The sequence below is a fragment of the Paraburkholderia sp. IW21 genome (genome assembly GCF_041321145.1).
GTDB lineage: Bacteria > Pseudomonadota > Gammaproteobacteria > Burkholderiales > Burkholderiaceae > Paraburkholderia.
Map to the genome: position 1 here is coordinate 86,763 of NZ_JBGGWA010000018.1, position 25,235 is coordinate 111,997.

General features: G+C 58.0%; 21 protein-coding genes and 3 pseudogenes. 9 read left to right on the forward strand and 15 right to left on the reverse strand.

All coding sequences use genetic code 11. The features are described 5' to 3' along the window. Positions 1-37 precede the first annotated feature (37 nt). Positions 38-1,081 carry a helix-turn-helix domain-containing protein gene (locus tag ACAX43_RS30585; protein ID WP_370712079.1) on the reverse strand — a complete coding sequence of 348 codons (1,044 nt, stop codon included), beginning with the start codon at positions 1,079-1,081 and terminating at the stop codon, positions 38-40. Positions 1,082-1,406: 325 nt separating this feature from the next. On the opposite strand from ACAX43_RS30585, the gene adh reads away from it, so the two are divergent. Together adh and ACAX43_RS30595 are read left to right on the forward strand one after the other, a co-directional pair. Further along, on the forward strand, positions 1,407-2,927 hold the full coding sequence (gene adh, locus ACAX43_RS30590; RefSeq protein WP_370712080.1) for an aldehyde dehydrogenase: 1,521 nt from the start codon (positions 1,407-1,409) through the stop codon (positions 2,925-2,927). Positions 2,928-2,991: 64 nt separating this feature from the next. Further along, positions 2,992-3,387 (forward strand): DUF779 domain-containing protein, encoded by a 396-nt coding sequence (locus tag ACAX43_RS30595; protein ID WP_370712081.1) that lies wholly within the window; start codon positions 2,992-2,994, stop codon positions 3,385-3,387. Between the two features lie 4 nt (positions 3,388-3,391). On the opposite strand, the gene eutC is transcribed toward ACAX43_RS30595, so the two are convergent. From eutC to eat, 3 genes are read right to left on the reverse strand one after another with little or no spacing between them, the layout of a single operon-like run. Then, entirely contained in the window at positions 3,392-4,189 is a 798-nt protein-coding gene (gene eutC / locus ACAX43_RS30600; protein WP_370712082.1) for an ethanolamine ammonia-lyase subunit EutC, read from the reverse strand. Next, positions 4,186-5,580 (reverse strand): ethanolamine ammonia-lyase subunit EutB, encoded by a 1,395-nt coding sequence (locus ACAX43_RS30605; RefSeq protein WP_370712083.1) that lies wholly within the window; start codon positions 5,578-5,580, stop codon positions 4,186-4,188. Before ACAX43_RS30605 ends, eutC begins: the two co-directional genes overlap by 4 nt. 43 nt (positions 5,581-5,623) lie before the next feature. After that, the gene (gene eat / locus ACAX43_RS30610; protein WP_370712084.1) at positions 5,624-7,027 is read right to left on the reverse strand and encodes an ethanolamine permease; all 1,404 of its coding nucleotides are present in this window, start codon (positions 7,025-7,027) and stop codon (positions 5,624-5,626) included. A gap of 252 nt (positions 7,028-7,279) precedes the next feature. Between eat and ACAX43_RS30615 the strand changes: the two genes are divergently transcribed. Continuing rightward, positions 7,280-8,146 carry a GyrI-like domain-containing protein gene (locus ACAX43_RS30615; RefSeq protein WP_370712098.1) on the forward strand — a complete coding sequence of 289 codons (867 nt, stop codon included), beginning with the start codon at positions 7,280-7,282 and terminating at the stop codon, positions 8,144-8,146. Positions 8,147-8,931: 785 nt separating this feature from the next. Beyond that, on the forward strand, positions 8,932-10,143 hold the full coding sequence (locus ACAX43_RS30620) for a reverse transcriptase family protein (protein ID WP_370712099.1): 1,212 nt from the start codon (positions 8,932-8,934) through the stop codon (positions 10,141-10,143). Positions 10,144-10,162: 19 nt separating this feature from the next. Here ACAX43_RS30620 and ACAX43_RS30625 read toward each other — a convergent pair. From ACAX43_RS30625 to ACAX43_RS30650, 6 genes and pseudogenes are all read right to left on the reverse strand, one after another. Continuing rightward, positions 10,163-10,414: pseudogene (locus tag ACAX43_RS30625) on the reverse strand (DUF4172 domain-containing protein); the annotation flags it as partial. Positions 10,415-10,484: 70 nt separating this feature from the next. Continuing rightward, on the reverse strand, positions 10,485-11,126 hold the full coding sequence (locus ACAX43_RS30630; RefSeq protein WP_370712085.1) for a hypothetical protein: 642 nt from the start codon (positions 11,124-11,126) through the stop codon (positions 10,485-10,487). A 485-nt stretch (positions 11,127-11,611) separates the two neighbouring features. Further along, complete coding sequence (locus ACAX43_RS30635) at positions 11,612-11,839, reverse strand: hypothetical protein (protein WP_370712086.1); 228 nt, start codon at positions 11,837-11,839, stop codon at positions 11,612-11,614. A gap of 215 nt (positions 11,840-12,054) precedes the next feature. After that, complete coding sequence (locus ACAX43_RS30640; RefSeq protein WP_370712087.1) at positions 12,055-12,198, reverse strand: hypothetical protein; 144 nt, start codon at positions 12,196-12,198, stop codon at positions 12,055-12,057. Beyond that, positions 12,156-13,015, reverse strand: a pseudogene (locus tag ACAX43_RS30645) (phage late control D family protein). Before ACAX43_RS30645 ends, ACAX43_RS30640 begins: the two are co-directional and overlap by 43 nt. After that, complete coding sequence (locus tag ACAX43_RS30650) at positions 12,991-13,158, reverse strand: hypothetical protein (protein WP_370712088.1); 168 nt, start codon at positions 13,156-13,158, stop codon at positions 12,991-12,993. Before ACAX43_RS30650 ends, ACAX43_RS30645 begins: the two are co-directional and overlap by 25 nt. Positions 13,159-14,756: 1,598 nt before the next feature. Between ACAX43_RS30650 and ACAX43_RS30655 the strand changes: the two genes are divergently transcribed. From ACAX43_RS30655 to ACAX43_RS30670, 4 genes are all read left to right on the forward strand, one after another. Beyond that, entirely contained in the window at positions 14,757-15,200 is a 444-nt protein-coding gene (locus ACAX43_RS30655; RefSeq protein ID WP_370712089.1) for a hypothetical protein, read from the forward strand. A gap of 169 nt (positions 15,201-15,369) precedes the next feature. Then, entirely contained in the window at positions 15,370-16,935 is a 1,566-nt protein-coding gene (locus ACAX43_RS30660) for a recombinase family protein (RefSeq protein ID WP_370712090.1), read from the forward strand. Continuing rightward, positions 16,932-17,834 carry a ParB/RepB/Spo0J family partition protein gene (locus tag ACAX43_RS30665; RefSeq protein ID WP_370712091.1) on the forward strand — a complete coding sequence of 301 codons (903 nt, stop codon included), beginning with the start codon at positions 16,932-16,934 and terminating at the stop codon, positions 17,832-17,834. The genes ACAX43_RS30660 and ACAX43_RS30665 overlap by 4 nt, the downstream gene beginning before the upstream one ends. Continuing rightward, the gene (locus ACAX43_RS30670) at positions 17,831-18,733 is read left to right on the forward strand and encodes a plasmid partitioning protein RepB C-terminal domain-containing protein (protein ID WP_370712092.1); all 903 of its coding nucleotides are present in this window, start codon (positions 17,831-17,833) and stop codon (positions 18,731-18,733) included. Before ACAX43_RS30665 ends, ACAX43_RS30670 begins: the two co-directional genes overlap by 4 nt. A gap of 235 nt (positions 18,734-18,968) precedes the next feature. Here ACAX43_RS30670 and ACAX43_RS30675 read toward each other — a convergent pair whose 3' ends face one another. From ACAX43_RS30675 to ACAX43_RS30695, 5 genes are all read right to left on the reverse strand, one after another. Beyond that, positions 18,969-19,937 carry a DUF6708 domain-containing protein gene (locus ACAX43_RS30675; RefSeq protein WP_370712093.1) on the reverse strand — a complete coding sequence of 323 codons (969 nt, stop codon included), beginning with the start codon at positions 19,935-19,937 and terminating at the stop codon, positions 18,969-18,971. A gap of 180 nt (positions 19,938-20,117) precedes the next feature. Then, a complete protein-coding gene (locus tag ACAX43_RS30680; protein WP_154875264.1) occupies positions 20,118-20,402 on the reverse strand; it encodes a PAAR domain-containing protein in 285 nt (94 codons plus the stop codon). A 215-nt stretch (positions 20,403-20,617) separates the two neighbouring features. Continuing rightward, the gene (locus tag ACAX43_RS30685; RefSeq protein ID WP_370712094.1) at positions 20,618-20,821 is read right to left on the reverse strand and encodes a hypothetical protein; all 204 of its coding nucleotides are present in this window, start codon (positions 20,819-20,821) and stop codon (positions 20,618-20,620) included. A 509-nt stretch (positions 20,822-21,330) separates the two neighbouring features. Then, a complete protein-coding gene (locus ACAX43_RS30690) occupies positions 21,331-22,299 on the reverse strand; it encodes a DUF6708 domain-containing protein (RefSeq protein ID WP_370712095.1) in 969 nt (322 codons plus the stop codon). A gap of 10 nt (positions 22,300-22,309) precedes the next feature. Next, the gene (locus ACAX43_RS30695; protein WP_370712101.1) at positions 22,310-24,793 is read right to left on the reverse strand and encodes a T6SS effector BTH_I2691 family protein; all 2,484 of its coding nucleotides are present in this window, start codon (positions 24,791-24,793) and stop codon (positions 22,310-22,312) included. Between ACAX43_RS30695 and ACAX43_RS30700 the strand changes: the two are divergent. Continuing rightward, positions 24,713-25,114 (forward strand): annotated as a pseudogene (locus ACAX43_RS30700) (type I restriction endonuclease subunit R); the annotation flags it as partial. The gene ACAX43_RS30695 and the pseudogene ACAX43_RS30700 sit on opposite strands and share 81 nt — an antisense overlap. Between the last annotated feature and the right edge of the window lie 121 nt (positions 25,115-25,235).

The window sequence follows — 25,235 nt, forward strand, 5'->3', positions numbered from 1 at the left end:
GGCGTTTTGCCAGCAACGCACCGCGGGCCGCGGGATCCTAGTGAGCGAACGAACGATTACCCGATAGCCGATGAGCGCCAATCGCGGCCTTCAAAGTATCCGACGGCCGCACACCGAAAAGCTTCCGGTAATCGGTGGCAAACTGGCTCAGATGCCAGAAGCCCCACGCCGCCGCCACGTCCTGCACCGAGCGTGATTCGTGCGAGGCATTGCACAGATCGCGCCGCGCGCCATTCAGCCGGATCGTGCGCAGATACGTGGCGGGCGCCATGCCGAGCACGTCCTGAAAGCCGTATTGCAGTGTGCGCCTGCTCACATGCAGCCGCTCGCACAACTCCGGCACGTTGACCGCGCGGTCGCGATTGGCCAGCACATACTCGCGCGCTTCCGCCACGATCGACTGACGACGCGGACGCGCAGGCATCGCAACCTGCTCCGTGGCAGGCAGCGCACCCGCATCGAATAGCGACGCCAGCACCGACGCCTGCAAATTGTTGCGTGCGACCGAAGACAGCGGCGCGCCGTTCGCCGCACCATCCTCAAGAAGCCGCCGCAGCGATGCGCACAGCCGCGCCTTGCGATCCATGCCGATCTGCACAACTTCCGTGTTCGGCAAAGGGTCGGTGAGACCGACGCGCTCCACGTCGGCCGCGTACCGGCGCAGCACTTCACCCTTCACCACCACACCGAAAATCTCGTAGCCCGCCGAGGTCAGCAGTTCGAATTCGATCCCGCCGGGACGGAACGCGAGCGCATTCCCGGCGATCACCTGCGCATCGATACGTCCGGACCCCTCGGGACACGTTGGAATACCGAACCAGTAGGCGTCCTTCTGCACCTCGCAGGTCTGCCGAAGCGTGTGGCTGGTCGTTTCGACGAACACCTGCATGTGGTCGAGACACAACTCCGTCAGGCGGCCGACAAAGCAGCCAGCGGTGAGCTGGTCGTAGGTCTGGTTCCAGCCGTGGAGATTGCGCGCCTGCTCGTCGGCATCGTGGGCGACGCACGTGTGCACGCAAAAGCTCGGCTGTTGCGCATGCGTGGGTGCTGTCTGGGTGTCGCTGAGGAAATCAATCGTCATACCGGACCTGCGAAAACGGAGTACCGAGGAGAAAAGAAGGCAATTCCCATGCCGAACGGATTCGGTGCTTACGTTGCCCGGATGGCGACGGCAAGCGCTCACGCCCTGTTCAATTCGTGAACAACGCTGCCCACATTGATCATAAACGACACGCTCACCCCTTCGCAGACTGAACACTCCCACACACCATGCTTTGCAGGAGTGCCTGCTGCGCGTGCGTGACTCACCAGCGCGGTGCATTGGCACACTTCTGGCTCTAGCTTCACGCGGCCAAGCGAAATATCGCGCCGAATATAGCCCATTCAAACATGTGAGGAGCACACAGATGAATCACGCAGAGATGCAGTTTCTGACCACCGAATTCCCATACAAAAAACAGTATGCGAATTTTATCGGCGGCGAATGGGTCAAGCCCGTGGGTGGCGAGTACTTCGATAATGTCTCACCGATCACCGGTGAGACATTCACGTCGATTCCGCGCTCGCGCGAATCCGATATCGAACTCGCGCTCGACGCCGCTCATCGTGCGAAGGCGGCATGGGGCAGGACCTCGACCACCGATCGCGCGAACATCCTCAACCGCATCGCCGACCGGATGGAAGCGAATCTGCAGCGGCTCGCCGTGGCCGAAACGATCGACAACGGCAAGCCGCTGCGCGAAACCATGGCCGCCGACATTCCGCTCGCGATTGATCACTTCCGCTATTTCGCCGGCGCCGTGCGTGCGCAGGAAGGCTCGCTTTCCCAGATCGATGACGACACCGTCGCGTATCACTTTCACGAACCGCTCGGCGTGGTCGGCCAGATCATTCCGTGGAATTTCCCGATTCTCATGGCGGTGTGGAAGCTCGCGCCTGCATTGGCTGCCGGCAATTGCGTCGTGCTGAAGCCGGCCGAACAGACGCCCGCGTCGATTCTCGTGCTGGCCGAACTGATCCACGACCTGTTGCCCGCGGGCGTGCTGAACATCGTCAACGGTTTCGGTCTCGAAGCCGGCAAACCGCTCGCGTCGAGTAAGCGCATCGCCAAGATCGCTTTCACCGGCGAGACAACAACGGGCCGCCTCATCATGCAGTACGCGAGCCAGAACATCATTCCGGTCACGCTCGAACTCGGCGGCAAAAGCCCGAACATCTTCTTCGCCGACGTGATGAGCGAAGACGACAGCTATTTCGACAAGGCGCTCGAAGGCTTCACGATGTTCGCGCTGAATCAGGGCGAAGTGTGCACGTGTCCGTCGCGTGTGCTGATCGACGAAAAGATTTACGACCGTTTCATGGAGCGCGCGTTGAAGCGCGTCGCTGCAATCACGCAAGGCCATCCGCTCGACACGAAGACGATGATCGGCGCTCAGGCCTCGCAGGAACAGCTGGAGAAAATCCTCTCGTACGTCGATCTCGGCAAGCAGGAAGGCGCCGAATGTCTGATCGGCGGTGAACGCAACGCGCTCGGCGGCGAACTGAGCAAGGGCTATTACGTGAAGCCGACGGTATTCCGCGGTCACAACAAGATGCGCATCTTCCAGGAAGAAATCTTCGGACCGGTTGTTTCCGTGACGACGTTCAAGAACGAAGAAGAAGCGCTCGAGATCGCCAACGACACGCTCTACGGCCTGGGCGCCGGTGTCTGGACGCGCGACGGCACGCGCGCTTATCGCTTCGGCCGGCAAATCCAGGCCGGCCGCGTGTGGACCAACTGCTATCACGCGTATCCGGCACATGCTGCATTCGGTGGCTACAAGCAATCGGGCATCGGCCGCGAGAATCACAAGATGATGCTCGATCACTATCAGCAGACCAAGAACTTGCTCGTCAGCTATAGCGAGAAACCGCTCGGTTTCTTCTAAGCGCAACGATCCTGTTCGAGCGGGCCGCATTGCGCGGCTCGCTCTTTTTCAGCGAGGGCATGTGATGGCTGATGAGAAGAAAGTGGCCCGCGTGATCGCGACACCTGCTGCTGTCGACTTGATCGACAAGCTCTGCGCCGAACACGGGGCCGTGCTGTTTCACCAATCCGGCGGATGCTGTGATGGCAGCGCACCGATGATGTTTCCTCAGGCCGAGTTCATGGTCGGCTCGTCCGATGTGAAACTCGGCACGATTGCCGGCGTGCCGTTTTACATGAGCGAATCGCAGTTCGAATACTGGGAGCACACGCAGTTGATCATCGATGTGGTGCCGGGAAATGGCGGGATGTTTTCTTTGGAACGGCCCAGCGGATTGCGTTTCCTAACGCGCTCGCGGCTCTTCGAGGACGACGAGAACGCGTGGTTGGAAACGCACCCGGTGGAACGGGCGGATGCTTAGTTTTCTACATCGCGCCGTCGTTTGAATCGTCGCTGACTGCAGGTGTTGGGGGTGTACTCGCCAGTAGCGCATCGCTATCGTCTTTCAAGCCAACACCCGAGAGACCGAGGCGCCTCGCATGCGTCAGCAGATAGTGCAATTTGTGCGCGGCCAACGGATAGTCCAAGCCTTCAGGACGCACGTTCGAAATGCAATTGCGTTGCGCATCGCTGCAGCCGACTTTCGGCGCGTAAGTCAGATAGATGCCGAGGCTATCAGGTGAACTTAAACCTGGCCGTTCGCCGATCAGCATTACCACCAGCTTTGCGTTCAGCAACTCGCCGATCTCGTCACCGAGTGCGACGCGGGCCTGACGTGCGACCACTACAGGGCCAATTTTCCAATCGGCCAACCGCGGAATAACGGCGTGCAAAAGCGGAATCGCTTGCTTCGACGCCGCGAATGCAGAGAGACCGTCGGCGATTACGAAGACCACTTCCGGTGAATCGACCTTCAGTTGCCCAAGCGCTGCGCGGCTCTCATCGCTTAAACGCCTGCCGAGATCAGGACGCCGCAAATAATGCTCGCGATCCGGCGCGGCACTATGCACATCCAGCGTGCTGAAGTTCTGCGCGCGCAACTGTTCGTGCAGCACGTCAGTATCGAGCGGATGATGCACCGCGTCGCGCGCTTGCGCATGCGACAGGTTGAACGCGAGCAACGGTGCCGTCGGCAAACTGTTCCCCGCGCGGCCCAACGCGATGCGCGCATTGGTGAACTGCCGCAGCGCGTTCCATGGATTTTTTTCGAGGAAGTCGCTCATGCGATCCCCATCCAGTCGCGTGCGCCTTCCAGCAGCGGTTGCTGTGTCGATGCACTCAGCAATGCGCCGCGCGCGTCGGTGATCTGCATCGACTCCAGCCATTCTTCGAATTCCGGTGCACGGCGCAGGCCGAGCACGTCACGCACATACAGTGCATCGTGGAATGAAGTGCTTTGATAGTTGAGCATCACATCGTCCGCACCCGGAATGCCCATGATGAAGTTGATGCCCGCCACGCCAAGTAGCGTGAGCAGGTTATCCATGTCGTCCTGATCGGCTTCCGCGTGATTCGTGTAGCAGATGTCGCAACCCATCGGCACGCCGAGCAGTTTGCCGCAGAAGTGGTCTTCAAGACCGGCGCGCGTGATCTGCTTGCCGTCGTACAGATACTCCGGTCCGATGAAGCCGACCACCGTGTTGACCAGAAACGGATTGAACTTGCGCGCCACCGCGTAGGCGCGCACTTCGCATGTTTGTTGATCGACACCGTGATGTGCATCGGCCGACAACGCGCTGCCCTGCCCGGTTTCGAAATACATCAGGTTATTGCCAACGGTGCCGCGTTTCAGCGACAGCCCCGCTTCATACGCTTCCTGCAACAGCGCAAGTGAAATGCCGAAGCCCGCGTTCGCTTTTTCCGTACCCGCAATCGACTGAAACACCAGATCGACCGGTGCGCCTTTCTCGATCGCGGCGATCGTGTTCGTGACGTGGGTCAGCACGCACGATTGGGTCGGCACCTGATAGCGTTGGCGGAAGTCGTCGATCATCAGCAGCAGCTTGGTGATTGCGGCAAGATTGTCGCTGGCGGGGTTGATGCCGATCATCGCGTCGCCGCAGCCGTACATCAGGCCGTCGAGCATCGACGCGGCGATGCCTTTGACGTCGTCGGTCGGATGATTCGGTTGCAGACGCACCGACATGTGGCCCGGTAAGCCGACTGTATTGCGAAACCGCGTGATCACCGGACGTTTGCGCGCCGCCGCGATCAGATCCTGATTGCGCATCAGCTTCGAGACCGCCGCCACCATCTCCGGCGTGAGACCGGCGGTGATACGCGTGAGCGCGTCGGCATCGGTCGTGCTGCTCAACAGCCAGTTGCGGAAATCGCCGACCGTCAGATGCGCGATCTCGGCGAAGGCCTGCGGCGAGTGATCGTCGATCACGAGGCGCGTGACCTCGTCGCTTTCGTAAGGGATCAACGCTTCGTTGAGGAACGTGCGCAGCGGCACCTGCGCGAGCGCCATCTTGGCCGCCACACGCTCTTCTTCGCTCGCCGCCGCGACGCCCGCGAGCTGGTCGCCCGAACGCAGCGGACTGGCTTTCGCCATCAACGTTTTCAGGTCGGCAAAGCGATAAGTGCGGCTGCCGATTGTCTCGGTGTAGCTCATCTTTACGACTCCATCGCCGCTGCTCGCACAGCGGCTCGATCCGTCATTCTTCGAGCAAAGCGTCCGCCGGCGCCGCTTCGCGTTGATGGCGCGTCAACAGGAAGTAGACGTAGCCGAGCGCGAGGAAGATCGCGAATACGATGGCCACCAGGAAATTGAAGTAGACCATCGTCGCCAGACAAATCACCGCGGCCACCAGCGCGAACGCGGGAAAGAACGGAAACAGCGGCGCGCGGAACGGGCGCTCCATGTTCGGGTCCGAGCGGCGCAGCTTGAACAGCGACAACATGCTGATGATATACATCACGATAGCGCCAAATACGGACATCGTCACGATGTTCGCCGTCAGCGTCTGACCGCCGAACTGGATCAACTCGTCGCTGTAGATCGCGGCGATGCCGACCACGCCACCCGCAATGATCGCGCGATGCGGCGTCTTGAAGCGCGGATGCACCTTCGAGAGCCACTCCGGCAGATAACCCGCGCGAGCCAGCGCGAAGATCTGACGTGAGTATCCGAGGATGATGCCGTGAAACGACGCGACGAGCCCGAACAGGCCGAGCCACACGAGCATATGCATCCAGCCGCTATGTTCACCGACGATGAATTTCATGGCTTGCGGCAGCGGATCGTTGATATTCGACAGCTTGGTCCAGTCGCCGGCGGCGCCTGCAAACACCATCACGCCGATGGCGAGCACCACCAGCGTCAGAATGCCTGTGACGTAGGCGATCGGAATTGATCGCTTCGGATTTTTGGCTTCTTCAGCGGCCATTGCGACGCCTTCGATCGCGAGGAAGAACCAGATTGCGAACGGAATCGCCGCGAACATACCGTGGAACGAGCCCATGCTGAAGGTGTCCGCGCCCGACCAGCCGCCCTTCGTGAAGTTCGACCACTGGAAACCGGGCGACACAACGCCCATGAAGACCAGCAATTCGAAAATCGCCAGCAGCGTCACACACAACTCGAAGGCCGCGGCGATCTGCACGCCGATGATATTCAACGCCATGAAGACCAGATACGCGCCCATCGCCGCGTGTTTGGGTTCGAGACCCGGAAACTGCACGTGCAGATATGCGCCGATTGCGAGCGCGATCGCAGGCGGCGCAAAGACGAATTCGACCAAGGTCGCCGCGCCCGCCAGATAACCGCCGGTCGGGCCGAAAGCATGGCGCGCATAGGCGAACGGACCGCCCGCATGCGGAATCGACGTGGTGAGTTCGGTGAAACTGAAAATGAAGGTCGTGTACATCGCCGCGATAAAAACCGCCGTGACGACGAAACCGAGCGTGCCGGCGCTCGCCCAGCCGTAGCTCCAGCCGAAGTACTCGCCGGAAATGACCAGACCGACCGCGATCCCCCACAGTTGCCACGTGCCGAGCGTCTGCTTCAACTCGTGATGCGTGACTTTACCGACGTGCTGACTTTTGGACTCTGACTTCATCGGGCGCTCCTGATGTTGCCGCTTGCTCGACGCCGCAAGGCTTTGCGGTGCATGAGCGGACAGGCTTCAGCCGATGGTAGTGAGCCATTATTCGAGGTGTTATCGAAATTCGGCAAAGTTCTGAGGCGATTGTGTCAGTGGGCGCTTAACTCCTTTCAGGTTCGGCAAATGAAGTTCGCAGGATTTGGTAAATGGGGACGTGGTATTTTTGTTTGCATCCATTCGGTAATCTTCCTGGTGGGCCACTCACTCATGAACCAATCAGACAATCGGGCACGCTACGAAACTCGGCTTGGCCGCGTGTTGGACCATATTTACGATCATCTCGACGAACCACTCGATATCGATCGTCTGGCGGAAATCGCGTGTTTGTCGCCGTATCACTGGCACCGGATCTATCAGGCGATGTACGGCGAGACGGTAGCAACGACCGTACGCCGCTTGCGGTTGCACCGCGCGGCGGGATATCTCGCGAACGGCGTCATGCCGATCGCTGAAATTGCCGAGCGCTCGGGCTATAGCAGTTTGCAATCTTTCTCTCGCACCTTTCGCGCGGCGTTCGGCATTCCGCCCGCGCAATATCGCACGCGAGGCACACATAGCCGGTTTCGTCCGGCGCTTTCAGGAGGTGATCAAATGACGATGCATGAAGTGGTGTTTCGTAACGTGGAGCCGATGGATGTTTTATCGGTCGATCACGTGGGACCGTATATGCAGATCGGCAAGGCGTTCGATGGGCTGTTCGGCTGGCTGGCGAAACACAATTTGCTGGCGGGGCAGATGCGCATGATCGGGATTTACTTCGACGATCCGGGTGTCGTGGAAGAGAACGCGTTGCGGTCGAAGGCGGGGGTGTTGTTGCCACATCCGGTTCAGGCTTCGGTGACGGTGAGTCCGCCGGTTTCCGTGACGCATGTGAAAGGTGGCGAGTACGCGGTGTTGCGGCATAAGGGGCCGTATAGCGATATGCGAGCGGCTTATGAGTGGTTGTATGGGACGTGGCTCGTGCAGTCGGGTCGTGAAGCTGCGGATGCGCCGGTGTTCGAAGAGTATTTGAATAGCCCGAAGGAAACTGCGCCTGCCGATCTGCTGACTGAGATTTGTTTGCCTTTGGTTTGATGATTTGTCGGCTTTGCCTGCTCTGTGCTCGCTTGTGCAGCGTGCTTCGTGTACGCCTCTCTGGTTTTTATAGTCTTTGTATATGTATACGTAGTAATAGTTAACAAGCCTCGCGCCTAGTTGTGGATAACTTGAAACTTCGCTGACGGATCAAGGGACTGCGGAATCGATAACCCTGCGGAGCGTGCGCGGACAGGAGCGCGGAGCTAGGGAAAACTTTTGAACGGTTTGGGGAGGTTGCGGTTTTATCAAGGTTTCGCCCACAACGTGTCAGGTGGGTTGTACAAAAGTTGTCCAGAGGGGGATGTGGATAAGTTGAGGGTTTTGACGGCGGCATAGTCGCAGCAAAGAATGCCGAATCCAGCAACTGGCTTTAGCGCAACGCTGATCGGGTTTGTCTGCGCGAGCGTTGTTTATCGCAAAATTGCTTCGTACTGCCAAGGCGTTGACAAGTCCTAGGCCGGTCGTTTATCGTCGCCTCGCGGGACGGCTGGTCAAGCTTGCCAAGGTTCGGGAAGCATACGTTCCGGGCACTACGGGGCTACCCCGTGGATCAGAATGACCTCCACAGTTCGTCGCATGAGCGTCACTTGCGCGTTGCGCAAGCCGGCTCACGCAGCACAAGACGCGTTGACTGGCCGTCCCGCCCCTCTCTTTGCTCTATGCCGTTATCTTCGCTGCAACTCGTTACCCTCGGTATCGCCGATGCCATGCTTGCTGGGCCTGCTGAACCCACAGCGATGGTCGAGCGAATGACGCTTGCGTTGGGCACGCCCGCGGACTGGATGAGTCGATTGGCGCGCAGCGTGGCGAAGCGATTTGGCTCGCGATGGGATAGCGTCGATCGCAAGGAACTGTCGAGGATTGTTGCTGAGCATCCGGGCTTTGTCGCGGCGTGGCAGAGTGAAAACCGTCCCGCCATTCTCCGCGTGTTGATCAGGCCTCCGGTACAGCGCCCGCCCCCGCCGCGTTTGCATGAAGTCGTGCTGCCCCAGTTGCCCACGCTCGGCGATCTGGCCGCGTGGCTCGAGATCGAGGCCGCCGAACTGGACTGGTTTGCGGATCGCTGGCGCGTGCCGGCGCAGAATGCGACGGCACCGCTTCATCACTATTCCTATAAGGCGATCGAGAAACGCGACGGACGGTGTCGCATCATCGAGATTCCCAAATCGCGCTTGCGCAGCTTGCAGCGGAAAGTGCTTCACGGTTTGCTCGATCGGATTCCAACTCACGACGCCGCGCATGGTTTTCGACGTGGGCGGAATATCGTCACGTTTGCTGCGCCTCATGGTGGACAAGCGGTAGTGATCCGCTTTGATCTGACTGACTTCTTTGCGTCTGTTCATGCGGGAAGGGTTTACTCCGCGATCCGCACTTTGGGCTACCCTCGGGAAGTTGTGCGTGCGGTGACTGCGCTGTGTACCAATCGGGTTCCGAGCGGTCGCCTGCTGGCGCCCGATGTGCGGGACAGGATCGATTGGCAGGAACGCCAGCGCTATCGGACAAGGCATTTGCCGCAAGGTGCGCCTACTTCGCCCGCGTTGGCGAATCTGTGTGCTTTTCGACTGGACCTTCGGCTTGCTGGGCTCGCGCGGACCGTCGGTGCGACCTACACGCGGTATGCCGACGATCTGGCTTTTTCCGGCGGCGAAGATCTCGCGCGGATGGCTGAGCGGCTTTCGATTCGGGTGGCGGCGATTGCTATAGAGGAAGGGTTTGCGGTCAATCTGAGGAAGACGCGCGTGATGCGTCGTGGGGCGAGACAGCATCTTGCGGGGGTGGTGGTTAACAGCCATCCGAATCTTGCGCGGCCGACATTCGACGCGTTGAAGGCGGTGCTGACCAATTGCGTTAGGTGCGGGCCCGCTTCGCAGAATCGTGATGGTCACGCCGACTTTCGAGCGCATCTCGCCGGGAGGGTCGCGCATGCTGTGATGGTGAATGGCGTGCGGGGGGGAAAGTTGAAGGCGATTTTTGAGCGGATTGTTTGGGATTGAAGCTGGACGGTTTGATCGTAGCTATTGACGAGCGTACCGACGCAACGTTGAGTCGTTCGCCTTCTATTTTCGCTGGTTTTGATGACGTCTTCGGTGAGCGCGTCGAGACTGGCCTTGTCGCGTAGCGTCAGGCCGACATCGGCAAAACGCCCTAGCAGCAGGCCTGGGCTCAGGAGACTGCCGCAAGCGGCGCTGCGAGGCGGGATAAGTCATAGCGCCATGCGGGCCAGTCAGGTGCTTCCCAGATGCAGAGCCAATCTCCGTGATTCATGCGGAAATTAGGGGCTGGATTTGTCGCAAGGGCAAATTATTCTCCGCAAAAAATGCGGTGAATTGGCGGGTTATTTGCCGCTTTGCTTGATTCCTGCTTCGGGAGGCTGAACATCGACAAACTCCACGCTACGCAAAATTTTCAGTGCAGTCGGGAGAAAGTTTGCCTTTTGATCGGATAAGTTCATAACTTGCCCCTCTCCGCAAATCGCCTTCGCGTCGTAAAACAGACAGTATGACAATGTACGCGCGCGCTGACGGGGATCCCCAATCACGTCATCGGTCGTCCGTGCGAATCCGCTAGCATTGGAAGTGTGAATCGCGTAGATGTGTGTTGCAGGGGCAAGACTGTCCTTGTCCTGTTCATCAAGATAGTATGCAACCCACGTCTTTTTTCCTGGATCAAAGTATCCACCGTACTCTTTAGCCACATCATTTCTATCCGTAATTCGGTCAACACAACCAATCGAGAACCCGAAACGTTGACTGACTCCGTTAGAAATAAGGGCTTCGCTATACCCTGCAAACTTATAATTATTTTCCTCCCTCGGCTTCATAATTTCCCCGCGCGCACTCGGCGTGATGGAAACTTTGCAAGTTTGAACTTCTATTTCACTTCTTTCGCTCGCGGCTTTGAGCTTCACGTTAGCATAGCCGCTCAAAGCCACAACAAATAGGATCAAAGCAACGGCAATGGTTTTTTTAGAGTTCATATTCACGTTCTCCGCGGTGTGCGGCCCTCTGGAAATAGCAGCAGTCCGCCTGACGCGTCGGGGAAAAGAATATCCGCTAATACCGCTAACGGTTGGGTATAAGCCACGCAGCGAGCGATATAGCCATTAAAATTCATGTTGGGGTTGCCGACCGCGCTCGGCAAATTAACAGCGGCCGACGCATCGCGAAATGGCATGCAGTGGTAAAAGATTTTCTGCACGGGCGGGTTACCTTCGCCACCGTCGACGGCTGATTGGCACACCTGTACGCAACGACTTCGCCGTCAGCAATTGCACGCACGCGTTCGTTTAGTGTCGCGGGCATCAGATGGACACCGGTATGCCAGCGCCGATCAAATGCGATCGGGTAAATCCCATGCGCCAACACGGATTGGTCAACGGCATCCATCATTGGATCGACGACGTCCTGTTGCTAGACGTCCTGCCAGACGTAGGCAGGAAGGGAGGGCTGATGATCATCAAAATTAGCGCGGTTGGTTGGACGCGTTGTTGATTGTCGATTCGCCTGGCGACATTGTCAGCAATGGGTTATCGAGGCTTGTGAGCTCTTCGAAATAATGCGGTCCGGCTTTAGTTGTTGGCTTGCCCAGACAGCGCAATTCCACATCGGCGTTCTCGATCGTGATACGGGCTCTGTCACTCGCGATGACGCTTTTCTGCACGGCCGCGACTAGGGAGATCTTCACCAGCACTGGATACGCGCAATTGCTTTTTCACGCGGCCTTCGCGGAATCGGGTGATTTTACGAAGCGGATACTAGATGGCGCAAATTAAATTGTTGGAGAATGTTAAATAGTCCTTAGATACACACTCTAGGTGAACCGGGTAGGTTTTATTGAGACTCGGTTGCGTCTGTCTTGATGGAAAGGTTGGCGGTATGGGACGTTGGCCCGGTGTAAGCGCGAATTTATCGGCACATAGCATCTGAACTGGGAGCAGAGCAAGCCGTGTCCACTGAATGCCCGGTCAACTCGGACCATCTGCCCACAGCCAGATCCCGCACCCCGCTCACGCCATCCACATTCGCCGAGCGCAACTCATGGGCGAGCATGCGCGCCTTGCTGACGCGCTCATAGTCCGACCACGAATCGCCCGCGTGCGGCACGTCGATGACCGCATCGCGCAGCAGCTACGCGAGCTCGTTGCCGGATTCGCCCTGATCGACGATGCTCGTCTCCGACGCCTGCGCCACCGACGCGCTCTTGTAGTCCCAGCTCGCGCGCTGCACGTCGCCGGCACGAGCTGACGCGAGGCCGACCACAGCGTGATCGAGTCGCGCGCTTCGGTGGCCGCGTCGCGGTGATAGCGCACCGTGCCGACCGACGACTTCGGCAGTTTCATCGGGCGGTCCAAGCACCAGCGTGTGCACCGGCGACTCACCGGCGCCGTCGGCCGATGGGGCCGCTCCCCGCTTGCCCGCCGCCGTGACCCACGCAGCCCCACGCGACGGCACAGCCGCCGGATGAAATCCGCGTCCGACTCGTGAAACTGCAACAGCGTCTCGCACACCGGATACTTCGCGCGATCCAGCGACGACCGGTCGAAATCGAACGCGCGCGCGAGCGCCGGACTCTTTCTCTGCCATTCGCCCAGCAGCTTCTCAATCACATCGGGCACACTCAGCGTGCGGAAGATGCGCTATTGGTTCGCCCCTCCAGCGCCGATAACGCATCGCGCATGGTCAACTGGTAGGTCGCCAGCGACCCGTCCGACTGACCCGCGTGCGCGTCGGTGACGATCGCGCAGATCGGGTGCAAGGCGCCACGGTCGGTGACCATCTGCGCCGACAGCGGCAAGCCGATGAGCGCATTGAGCGGCAAGTCCGCGCGCGTCGACAGACACGTCAGTGACCCACAATGCCTGAGCACAGGCCCTCGCTGATGTCGATGCGATGCGCGATCAGCACTTGCTCAAGGCTCGACTGGGCTGAGCCCCAGTGCAGGCGGAAGGCGCGATTGGTTTGCGTCAGGGACGGGGAGGCAAAGGCGCGCAACAGGTCGGCGGAATTCACGGTGGTCTCTTTGGGTGTCGCGTGGTCGTTATGGGTTGTTTCGCTCTCAGGTTTTGGCGGTTTTCTATTTTGAGTTTGCTTTTTTCGTTATTGACGGATTTGCTGCTCGGATTTAAACGGCCGATTTATTTGGTTGATGCATTTGTTGTAAGGCGCTGGGCTTGGCCTGCCATTGACGCTACCGCTTATATGACGTGCTTCCATGTGCTGCCTCTTTTACTTTTCTTTGCTTTTCACGCGCCACGCTAGTCGCGTGATTTTTTACAAAACATTTACAACGCGAGGCAAATTGAATCATTGAAGAATGTTAAATATCTCTTATATAGGCGCTCTAATATGCATTAGGCATTGTTGGTGGGTTTTATTGAGGCTTGATTGGGTCGGCTTAGGGAGGAAAGCCGAGCGATGCGGGAGCGTCAGTCGGGCTTCGACATGCTCGATCTCATACGACGTCTGTAGGGCGAATCTGTCTCAAAGCTAGAGATGAAATGTGTGCCCTGTTTCGTTCTTCATCGAGCGCTCGACGCTGTTGCACAACCTTCGACAATACGCGAAAATACATTGGATGCCTAACAACATAGCCGACGATCACGACGCATCAAGTTTATAAAGCATCAGTGAACGATTGGCTCGCTGGAGAGTAGAAGAGGACGCGAAAGCGCCGAGCCGAGCATCAAGGAGAACGAGGAAGGAGATGAAGCGCGGGACGCATGGGCTGCCACCCACACGACCCGCTGACCACAAACCAGCTCACTGTAGGAGTTGATCATGGCTGACGCCAATCATAAAGCAGTTGCGCCCGTACCTTTGATTCCAAAAAGGTAATCATGCTCTTCACGGGAAGTTCTTCCAAGGACCGCTGCGACCGCAGTGCTTCTACCGCAACATCAGGATCGTCCGATGTCGCGTGCGTCGAGTATGAAATCTAACCCTCGGCGTCAGAGCGGGCCGCAGGTTTGGCGAGAACATTAGTTGCTCACGAATTTGTGCACAAGCCTAGCGAGGCTGAGCTGCGTGCGTGAGGAACCCGACCGCGGCCTGAATTACGAAAAGAAAAAGGCCCATGATCCGGGGATCAGGGGCCTGTGTATTTTAGTGACGAATCGGAGACTAGGGCGTCCGACTGCGATCATAATGTTGTCGATGAACGTACCCTAGGTAGATGCGCTTGCTGGAGTCAGTCGCGATCCACTTGCAAAGCACAGCTTGTAGCGACACTCAAAACGTGAGATTTTTGGGCCCGTCAGACAAGGCTCTGCGGACTGTGCGACGCATCGGATGAGATTTGGGGAAGCATCGCGTGAGATTTTTTTGCACGCAGCTGAACCGGCATGACAACGGGGTACCGTCCTGGCGAAGCTCTCCCATCGCCATCGCCCATAGGGCCGTCGTGAGCGACCCATCTCGATGCACGCCGGCGGTCAAGAAATGTCCAAGTTTCTGAGACTGGCCTACTCACGCGCCAGGCAGACAGCGATGGCTGTTTAACGAAGCAGCTACCGAGTTAAGCCTCTCTCTATTCCGTCTCAGGCCAGCCGTTTCGGTGACTGGTCGAGGCGTCGGCGTCTGCCCGTCGCAACCCGACCTCGAGGGCACTCATGAAATCCCCCCGCCTCTGTCTCGCCTGTGGCAACGCGTTCGTGCCGCTGCTGCATGTTCCTCGTCAGCGTTACTGCTCGTTGGAAGCGTGCCAGCGCGCCCGTCGACGCGACTGGCAGAACCACCGGCTCCGTATCGACCGCGACTATCGCGACAACCAGGCCCGTGCCCAGGCGAGATGGCGCGCAGGCCACTCCGACTATTGGCGCGAATATCGAGCTGCACATCCGGCGTACCGGGAGCGTAACAGCAGCATGCAGCGGATGCGCAATGCACGACGGAGTTTCAAGCCTATTGCAAAGATGGATGTCATCGAACTGCCCCGGCCGCTGGGCTCTGGCTTCTACGTGCTGTGTCATGCGGATGATGCCAGCGCTGCAAAAATGGACGCGTGGACCGTCCACATCGCCGTGCTGTCTGCGCCGCCAGCACCGCCCATGTGATTGCAAAGAGATGACGTGATACACATTGGCGTCTGGCCTGCTATGTTTGCCTTGTCACCGTTCGCTTTCAAACGCCACCGCCTAATGTGAAGCCGCGGCGTTCGCACTTTGGGGCTCCCCTTGCGCTCGGTGCCTGCCGCGTGTCTGTGTCTGAGTTGCGGAGCGGAGCATGTCAATCAATAGCGCGGGTCCAGCAGTCGTCGCCGGCTCCATGGCAGGACGGGCAGCCGAGTACGTCCGCATGTCGACCGAGCACCAGCAGTATTCGACCGAGAACCAGCGCGACCGAATTCGGGACTACGCGACCCGCCGCGGATTCGAAATCGTCCGCACATATGCCGACGAGGGTAAAAGCGGTCTTCGAATCGACGGTCGCCGGGCACTCCAGAATCTCATCTCCGATGTGGTCAATGGCAAAGCCGATTTCGGCGCAATCCTCGTCTATGACGTGAGTCGCTGGGGGCGATTCCAGGATGCCGACGAGAGCGCGTATTACGAGTACATCTGCCGCCGTGCCGGCATCCAGGTTGCGTACTGCGCCGAGCAGTTCGAGAACGACGGGTCACCTGTCTCGACCATCGTGAAAGGGGTAAAGCGGGCAATGGCTGGCGAGTACAGCCGTGAATTGTCTGCGAAGGTTTTCGCGGGCCAGTGCCGTTTAATTGAGATGGGCTTCCGGCAAGGAGGCCCAGCCGGCTACGGGCTGCGCCGCGTATTGGTCGATGAGCACGGTCTCATGAAGGCGGAGCTGTGCCGGGGCGAACATAAAAGCCTGCAGACGGACCGGGTAATCCTCATGCCGGGGCCGGAAAGCGAGGTGCGAACTGTCAATCTAATCTATAACTGGTTTATCGACGAGTCACTCGACGAATACGAAATCGCAGCTCGCCTGAACGGCATGCACGTGCGGACCGACCTTGACCGGGAGTGGACTCGAGCCACGGTACGGGAGGTATTAACCAACGAGAAATACATTGGCAACAACGTCTATAACCGTGTGTCGTTCAAGCTGAAAAAGATGCGGGTGACCAACACACCGGACATGTGGATTCGAAAGGAGGGAGCATTTCAGGCAATTGTGCCAAGTGAAACGTTCTACACGGCTCAGGGCATTATGAGAGCGAGGGCGCGGCATTATTCGAATGAGGAGTTAATCGAACGATTGCGCAACCTGTACCGCAGTCGCGGGTTCCTGTCTGGCGTAGTGATTGACGAAACAGATGGCATGCCTTCTACGTCGGTCTATGTTTATCGATTCGGCAGTTTGATTCGCGCCTACCAGACAGTCGGTTTTACTCCTGGCAGAGACTATCGATACATTGAGACCAACCGCTTCCTGCGGCAACTGCATCCGGAAATCATTGCGCAGACGGAGAGGAAAATCGCGGATTTGGGCGGCACGGTGATACGCGACCCGGCAACCGACCTGCTGACGGTCAATGACGAATTCACGGCGTGCATTGTGCTCGCGCGCTGCCAGGCGCATGACAATGGCCGGAATCATTGGAAGGTGCGCTTCGATACCAGCCTCCTGCCGGATATCACAGTCGCGGTGCGACTCGACCAGACGAATGCATCGACGCTGGACTACTATCTTTTGCCACGTCTGGATTTTGGACAACCGCGTATTCACCTCGCCGACCAGAATCCAGTCGAGTTTGAGAGTTATCGCTTTGATACGCTGGACTACCTCTATGGCATGGCCGAGCGTGCGCGTCTCAGGAGAGTAGCGTGAACGCGCGGCAGCAGCCCGGAGAAATCCGGATGGTCCCCATCTCCCAGATTGAAGTCATCAATCCGCGAGAACGCAACGGTCGGGTTTTCAATGAAATCGTCGACAACATCAAGGCCATCGGACTCAAGAAGCCTATCGTGGTCACGCCGCGTGCAACGGCCGGCGGCATAGAAAAATACCTGCTCGTGTGCGGCGAGGGGCGATTGAAGGCGTTCCGCACGCTCGGGGAAGCAACTATTCCCGCACTCGTGGTGAGCGTCAGCGATGAGGACGCGTTCGTCATGAGTCTGACGGAAAACATCGCGCGCAGACAGTGTCGCCCGCTCGAACGGCTCGCCGGCATTCGGCAACTGCAGGAGCAGGGATATGCGCCGAAGGTCATTGCCGAAAAGACGGGTCTAACGCCGGCTTACGTTCACGGCATCCTTATGCTGCTGCGCCAGGGAGAAGAGAGACTTGTCGTTGCGGTGGAGAAAGGCGTCGTCCCCCTGAATGCGGCCCTCATGATTGTCGGCGCCGGCGACGATGATGCCGAAATACAGGCAGCGCTCCAGGAGGCCTATGAGTCGGGAAAATTGCGGGGCAAGCAACTGATGAGCGCTCGTCGCGTCATCGAGCGCAGAAAGGCACTCGGGCGAAGCACCGCGCACAATATGACGAGTAAATCCGCCGCTGTGACCACATCGAGTCTCGTGCGAACGTATGAGCACGAGGTCGAACGTCAGAAGTCCATGGTGAGAAAGGCCGAGTTCACGCAACAGCGGTTGTTATTTGTGGTCGGCGCATTGAGGCAACTGTTTGCCGATGAGAACTTCATCAACCTGCTGCGCGCTGAGGGGCTGGCCAGCCTGCCGAAGTATCTTGCCGAACGCGTTTGGCCAACCGGGAGTGCCACATGACTGGCGTAACTCTCGGATTCATCCCCGAGCCGTTGTCGGTGCCGGTCTCCTGCATCTTGCCATCGCGGAGAATACCGGCGCCGGTGCTCGAGTCGCGCAAATTCAGGCAGATAAGAACTTCAATTGAGGAGGTAGGCCTCATCGAACCGCTTTCCGTAACGCCAGCGGACCAGTCTTCCGGGGAACATGTTCTGCTAGATGGGCATCTACGTTTACTTGCCATCCAGGACTTGGGGCACGAGCGGGTTGCCTGTCTTGTCGCGACCGATGACGAGAGCTACACCTATAACAACCGGGTCAATCGCCTCTCGACAATCCAGGAGCACTATATGATTCGGCGTGTAATTGACCGAGGCGTATCGCCCGAACGATTGGCGAAAGCTCTTTCCGTGGATGTATCCCTGATTATAAAGAAGATGTCTCTGCTCGATGGCGTGTGCCCAGAAGCGGCTGAACTTCTCGGAGACCGGCAGTTCTCACCGGAGCTTGTTCGCGCTATCCGCAAAATGAAGCCCACGCGGCAGGTCGAATGCGTTGAGCTGATGGTGGCCGCGAACAACGTGTCTGTCTCCTACGCGGAGGCATTGTTGGTAGCAACGCCTGCAGCGCGTCTTGTCGAAGGCAAGAAGCCACGTAAACTGACCGGCGTTAGCCCGGAGCAGATGGCGAAAATGGAGCGGGAAATGAGCAATCTGCAGGGTCAGTACAAGCTCGTGGAACAGACTTACGGTCAAGACGTGTTGAATTTAGTGCTTGCGAAAGGGTATCTCGCCAAGCTCCTCGAAAACGATTCTGCACGGCAATACGTTGCCCAACGTCATCCGGATTTGATGGCGGAGTTCGATTCCATCATTGCAACCATTTCTCTCGACCAGCAGCAATTCGGCACGGTCCTCTAGTCGAACCCTGACATCGTGGCTGTAACACGCCGCGTACGACGCACTGCGAGATGAGCGCCATCGCTTTGACGTCTGCGCTACGCAATGGCGATGCTGCACCTTCCTCTGGTTTTTGTTCAACAGCGACGCCGTTTTACATCGCCAACATCGTCTAGAAGCAGGCAACCTCGACGTCCGCGGGCCAAACCGGCTCGCGCCTTCTAAGGCCATTGCATAGGGCGGCGTCCGTCGCCAGTCACACTTCCGCTACAACCGCTGCCCGGACGTTGTCGCATGCTGCCTCGACGTCCTCCGGCCATATCGGTTCACGACAGGTTAGCTGGGCAATGTAGTGGAGCACGGACAGCAAAAAAACTGGCACACTGAGTACGGTGGAAAAAATGCGGAGTCCCGTGCTAACGCCGCTAATGTCGCGCAGTCCGTAGAACCATAGGCTCATGGAAGCTCGAAGAGAGGGGCCGCGCGGCAGATAGTTTTTCACAGGTGGCAGCGAATCCGGACCGCTTTCCATGTAACGGCGAATGAACTCGAAGTTGGCCTGGACCTGATAAAGCACCTGTTTGCCGTAGCGCGTGGACTCTTTCGCTCCGTTGACTGTCCGAAGCCCAAAGCTGAAGGTGTCAACGATTTTCTTGCCGGAGACGTCAAGAACGAAACAGCGCATCAGAGTGGGCGCTCCGCCAAACGTGGCGTTGGAGGGCAGCCGGTGTACAAAGAAGAATGCCTTATCCCATGGAACGGCGATGACACCGCACGGGCCGTTGTGCCGAAACGCATACACCGTGCGAGTCTTGCGGTTGAACCGCACAGATTTGTGCCGGTAGTTGAAGCAGTCGCGCAGGAGAAGCAACACCGTGAACGCGCAGCTAAGCACTCCCACCACCGCAAAAAACCACATCCCGGCGCTGAAGACTCCCTGCTCACCGTTCCTGACCATCGCCGGAGTTATCTCCACAGCGCCCTGTATCGCAGTGACCGTGAAAAATACGAACGCAGGGAACCCAACCAGGAAGGCAAGCAGACACCATCCAACCTGCGAATATGAGCCGTCACAAACCTCCAGGTACACATCGTTCATGCCGAACACGGTATAGGCGTCAGCAGCCTCGGCGGCGACCGGTTTGCGGACGTCTATGCGCCGCGTCGCTTCACTCTCGTCAACTGGGCGATTCAACCCCACCCTGGTCATGTAGTCATACGCCATATCTTCTCGCTTACGCTGCCCTAGCGATTCCTCCTAAGCTCCGAGGCAGCTCGCGAAACGACTAGGCGGGCACCAGCAGTTCACCCTAGTCGCGGCACTTTGTCCACGGCTTATCGACCATCGACTCTCTTTGAATGAAAACTGTTAAGTCGTCGCTAGACCGCAATGAGCTTGCGCCAATCAGGATGTTAGTGAGCCCATGGTCTGCGACGCCACCAGCTTCGGAAGAGGCTCGCATTTGCACTGGCATAAATCGTTCTCGAGCGCGACCTGCTTGCCCATCACGCTCATCGTATGAGGCGAGCCATCGCTGATGATGATGCCCTCGGTGTTGCACGTGTGGCACGATACAGGAGCCCCAAGATAGGCCAACGGCCGGCCGTCGAACGACGAACCTGCGATGCCGTCTAGCACCACACCGTTGTGGGTAGTCGTGTCGTCTTTCAGTATAAATTTGCGGCTCATGGTAAGACATCCTCCTTCTCGCTCAATAAATTCCGGCAAATGGCAGAGCGTGTTTCTGCGCCGAAACTCTTGCGGTCAGGCCACGCGGGAATCCCATCAAACAAGGCTTCGGTTTTAACGTCAGCACTGACGGCGAATATCAAATGACCTCAATGCCGCTTCGGCGGTGTCGCGATGCTGTGAACTCGAATTGGCTGTTTGACGGCACACCAGCCCTAGCTGCCGCTCTGCGCCGATTTGCGAAGCGCCTTCGCATTCTCGATATCCTGCTTTTCCAGCGCACGTAGTCCCGTTACGACGGCGTTGTCGGGGCCAAGATTGCTCTCAAGCAAACCGACGGACATTACGTGCGTGGCGCAGTCATGCAACCTCGCCTTGAGCGTGCTCTCATCCAGCGTGTCTTTGCCGTCATCGGTCATCGGTCTTCGCGTCCGACCATACCTCGCCTGACGACCAGGAACCAGTTGTCCCATCTTGTTGGATGCGAGCGTGAATAGCATATTGCCCCGGCTTAAGTCCGATACGCGCGGTCCAGGGGTGGTCAGCGTCCGGGAACTTGATGGCACACTCCTGCACGGCCGCGTCACTGCTTTCGAGTTGGACCCACTGGGCGTCATGTGGGGCCTCCGTCTTTGCGAGCGTGGCGGCTGCGCGAGCTAGCGAGCTGTCTGATGCGCTGTGGCAGGCTGTGAGGAAAATCAGCGTCGTCGCACAGAAGAGAAGGCCGCATTTCTTTCGCATCGGATATATGGTGACAAGTTAAATGTTGACGTGTTTGCCCGCGTGCGAATCAGTGCCCGGAAGGGAGTGGCGTTGCGACACGGGCTAACGTGCTGACCTTGGCCGCGACGCAGGTCTGGCAGTTCACTCAAGCGAATCCGGGCGAGACAGTAGTAGCGCGTTCACACAGCAAAGGAAGCCCGCAACCTCAGGCTTGAGCCATTGCGGGCGACGCTGAGTTGCCGCAGGCGGCTTCTATCTCGGTCGGCCATACCGGCTCCCGGCTCGTCAGTTGCGCAATGTAATGCAGTATCGACAGCAGGAATATCGGCCCCGAAAGCAGGATGGTGACAACGCGCATGGCACCACCAGCACTGCCGACAGCTCCTATGCCATAGAACCAGACGCTCATTGAGGCGCGCAGAGAGGGGCCTCGCGGAAGATACCGTTCGACCTTCGGTAGCGCGTCCGGACCCTGCTCCATGTACCGCCGGATGAACTCGAAGTTGGCCTGAACCTGATAGAGGACCTGTTTGCCAATCGGAGTGGACTCGTCTGCGCCGTTGACCGTACGAGCACCGAAGCTGAACGTGTTGACGATTTTCTTTCCGGCGTCGTCAAGGACAAAGCACCGCATCAGTGTTGGCGCTCCCCCCGCCAGCCCATTGGAAGGCAATCGGTGCGGGTAGAAAAACGCCTTGTCCCAAGGTACCGCGATTACTCCGCCCGGCCCATTGTGCCGGAAGGCGTACACCATTCGCGTCTGGCGATTGAAGCGCACGGCCTTGTGCCTGTAGTTGAAGCAATCGCGCAGAAGTATCACAACCGTGAGCACGCAGCACAGCACCGTAATCACGGTGAAGACCCACATGCCGGCACTGAACACCCCCTGTTCACCGTTCCTGACCATCGCCGGCGTATCGACAATCGCGCTCTGCGCGGCTTCCACGGTGAGTAAAGCAAATGCCGGGAAACAAAGCAGGAAAGCAAGAAGGCCCCAGCCAACCTGCGAGTAAGAAGCGTCGCAGACTTCGAGATAAACATCGTTCATCCCGAACACGGTGTAAGCATCGGCAGCTTCATTGACGACGGGCTTGTGAACATTAATGCGCCGTGCGACCTCTTCCTCGGTTAGTGGACGGTTGATTCGAATCTTTGTCAGGTAATCGTATGCCATGGTGACTCGCTTATGAGGTCAGCGCTTCGAACTGCTTGCGTTCGTCGAGTTCTGAGAACTTTTCCGTCGCTGTACCGAAGAAGCACTTATTGAGCCATTCCTCGATTTCCCGGTGCTTCTTCCATGCTATTAAAAGACCGATGACAACAAGCACAACCATAAGCGCAAAAATCAGGACGGTCGCGCCGGCAATCATGGCAAGGCAAAGCAGGCCGTTTGTAACGGCAGATGCAAAATACAAGGAGGCTAGGCCCGCATGTCCGGACTCTCGTTCGGTCTTGAATTGCTGAAGGTCATACCACGCCCCGACCAATCCGGCTACCGCACCTACGACACGGAAGGCAATTTCGATAACGGTGCCCCATTTCAGCAACAGCTGCGAATAACGCCCCCCCAGTTTGCTAAATGCCTTCATTCCATTACCAACCGTCTGGAAGGACGCCGCACACGTTGAGACGATAGCAGCAACGAACTTGTCATGGTTCTCCTTGCGGTTCAGCGCACTGGACTTTGCCAACTCCTTGCTAGCCAACATCCAGTTCACCGCATTGAAGATAACCCCGATGACGCCGTATCCAACTTCACCCTGTGTCGCAGCCCGAAATTTTGGAAGAAAGCTTGCATTGATGTTCTCTTCCGTCAATACCGCGCGCACTCCCGGTGCAAAGATTGCCGTCCCCCTGCCACTGAGGGAAGTAGCGCCCGATGACGCCTGGAGAGCCTCATCGGCGTTGAAGACAATGAACTGCGGAACCTTGATTGGGCCATCCTTGGGAGACGAGCTCTGGAAAGTCTTACGCAGGTTCGCGTTCAGCGAACCCAGGCTTGGACGTTTGTTCGCGGGCATCTGTTCGTACATCTGGCGCGCCATAAAGGAAATCCACTGGTTGACGGTTCCTTCGACGGGCTTGTAGATGACGGTGGTGCGCGAACGCAGACTCATGCACGCTGTGAGAACCCGGACACTCGCTGTATCGCCAGTCTTGGCGATAAAGCCGGCAATCGGACCACCCAGCTCGTGCAGCATGCCAGCCACTGCCTTGTCGGCCCGCACAATCAGGCCCCGGCCTTCCTTCTCGAGAATCTCGTTGGCAGAGTGGTTCAGCTCAATGAGCTTCGCGGCCGGCTCCCGCACTTCAAGCATAGGGAATCCTGCCGCTTCCTTCAGTTTTTCAGCCGACGGGTCGTGGTTCAGAATCATCGAACGCAGAAGCGGATTGTGGCGGTCCTTCAAGTCTCCCTTGGCCCATTCGAGGACCAGGTCATAGACCACCCTGCGGTCAGCCGACCCATATATACATGCGTAGAAGAGTTCGGCGTATTCGACGCCCTTTGCTACATCGAGTTCATGGAAGTCCCACGCAAACACCGTCCTCAGCTGCGTGCCCTTTAGCCAGGCGACATAGTCGTCTGCGAGCGGGTTGAGCACCGTGTCTTCTATCTGTTGCATCTGCGTCTTCATGTCATTGCGGAACTGCGTCACCGCATTCTGGCTGTAGGATTCGGTGTACGGCTTCCAGGCAGCTGCCTTCACCGAATCCATCTCCCGTTCCTTCTGCTCGTCGATGGACTTGACCGCCTTTTCGTAGGCCTTCCCCCCATCAAACAGGGAGTAAAGGGCGTACGTTTCAGCCGACTGTCCCTTGAGCTGCTCTGCGGCCGCATTCTCGTCCTCCTCTGCACTTTCTTCGATAGAGGATTTCATTCCGTCAATCGCGCTCGCCGTCCACATTTTTCTCTGATACGGCTTCATGGCCGCACCCATCGCTACAAACTGCTCGGCGTTGAGCTCCTGCGTGATGCCAGCTGGGTCCCAAAGTGCGAAGAAAACGCCATTGCCCTTGTCGTGTGCGTCCGTAAATTGCTTGAGCCCGCTCGCTTCGCTTGCGCGGTCCTTGAAGGCAAACGGCGAGCAAGATGCAGCGACGTCCACGCCGCCCTTGTACTCGAGCACATAGTCGGTAACGTGCGCAATGGTCTGGGCATGCTTCTGCGAATGGCTGCCGTTCGCCCATCCCGCTGCATCGAAGAGCTGCATCCGGTGGTCCCTGCAACCATTTTCGTTGGCTTCATAACGCTTGCGCACAGGAGCCGTCCAGCGTACGTCGCTGAAAGCCAGATAGACCTTGCCTGCCTTCTGCGGATGGTCGATGCTGATGCACTGCGCGAGTTCCTTGTGCCCGGTCTGCTGACAGTTGAATCCTTTCTCCTGCGTTTCGGGCAGGTCGACGTCGAGCGGGTAGTTGAAGACATAGCCTTCGGACGTCACGCCATAGATTTGCCACTTGCTTTGGGATGGGTAATAGACGTGGATGAACCCTTTGCGCACCGAACGCAAGAAGTAGGTCGCCTTCTTGGCACCTACGCCTGTGACGCCGTCACCAAACGGTCCCTTCGGTAACGCAGCTACACCAAGCTCGATGGGAGTGGCAACTACGATGACTTTGAGGTCGAACGGGTGGCGAAGGTCGAACTGGACGCGAAAGGAACTCAAGCGCAGTTGAACGCAGCCATTGCGCCTGTGGCGGACCGGCTGCTCAAACGCTACAAAGCCAGGCAGCAGGAGAGGACCCTTGCCGAAGAGCAGCACGACGACAAGGCCGCTCAGGCCGCGAAAGATGCGCTCGACGCGCTCGTTCTCTTCAAAAATGATATGGGCGCATTCGTCCGCCTGTACGCGTTCCTCTCGCAGATTTTCGATTACGGCAACACCGGCATCGAAAAGCGCTTCTTGTTCTTTAAGCGACTGATACCGCTGCTGGAGTTTGGCCGTGAACGCGACGCGGTCGACCTTTCGAAAGTGGTGCTGACTCACTGTTAGCGCCGATGTAAAAATGACCCTGTCGCCGCAGTAAACCTGACCCACCTGGTAGACGATGGCGGCTTTTGCCGCCGATGCTGACTCAGGAGCAAGCAGTGGAAATCAAGGTATTGGC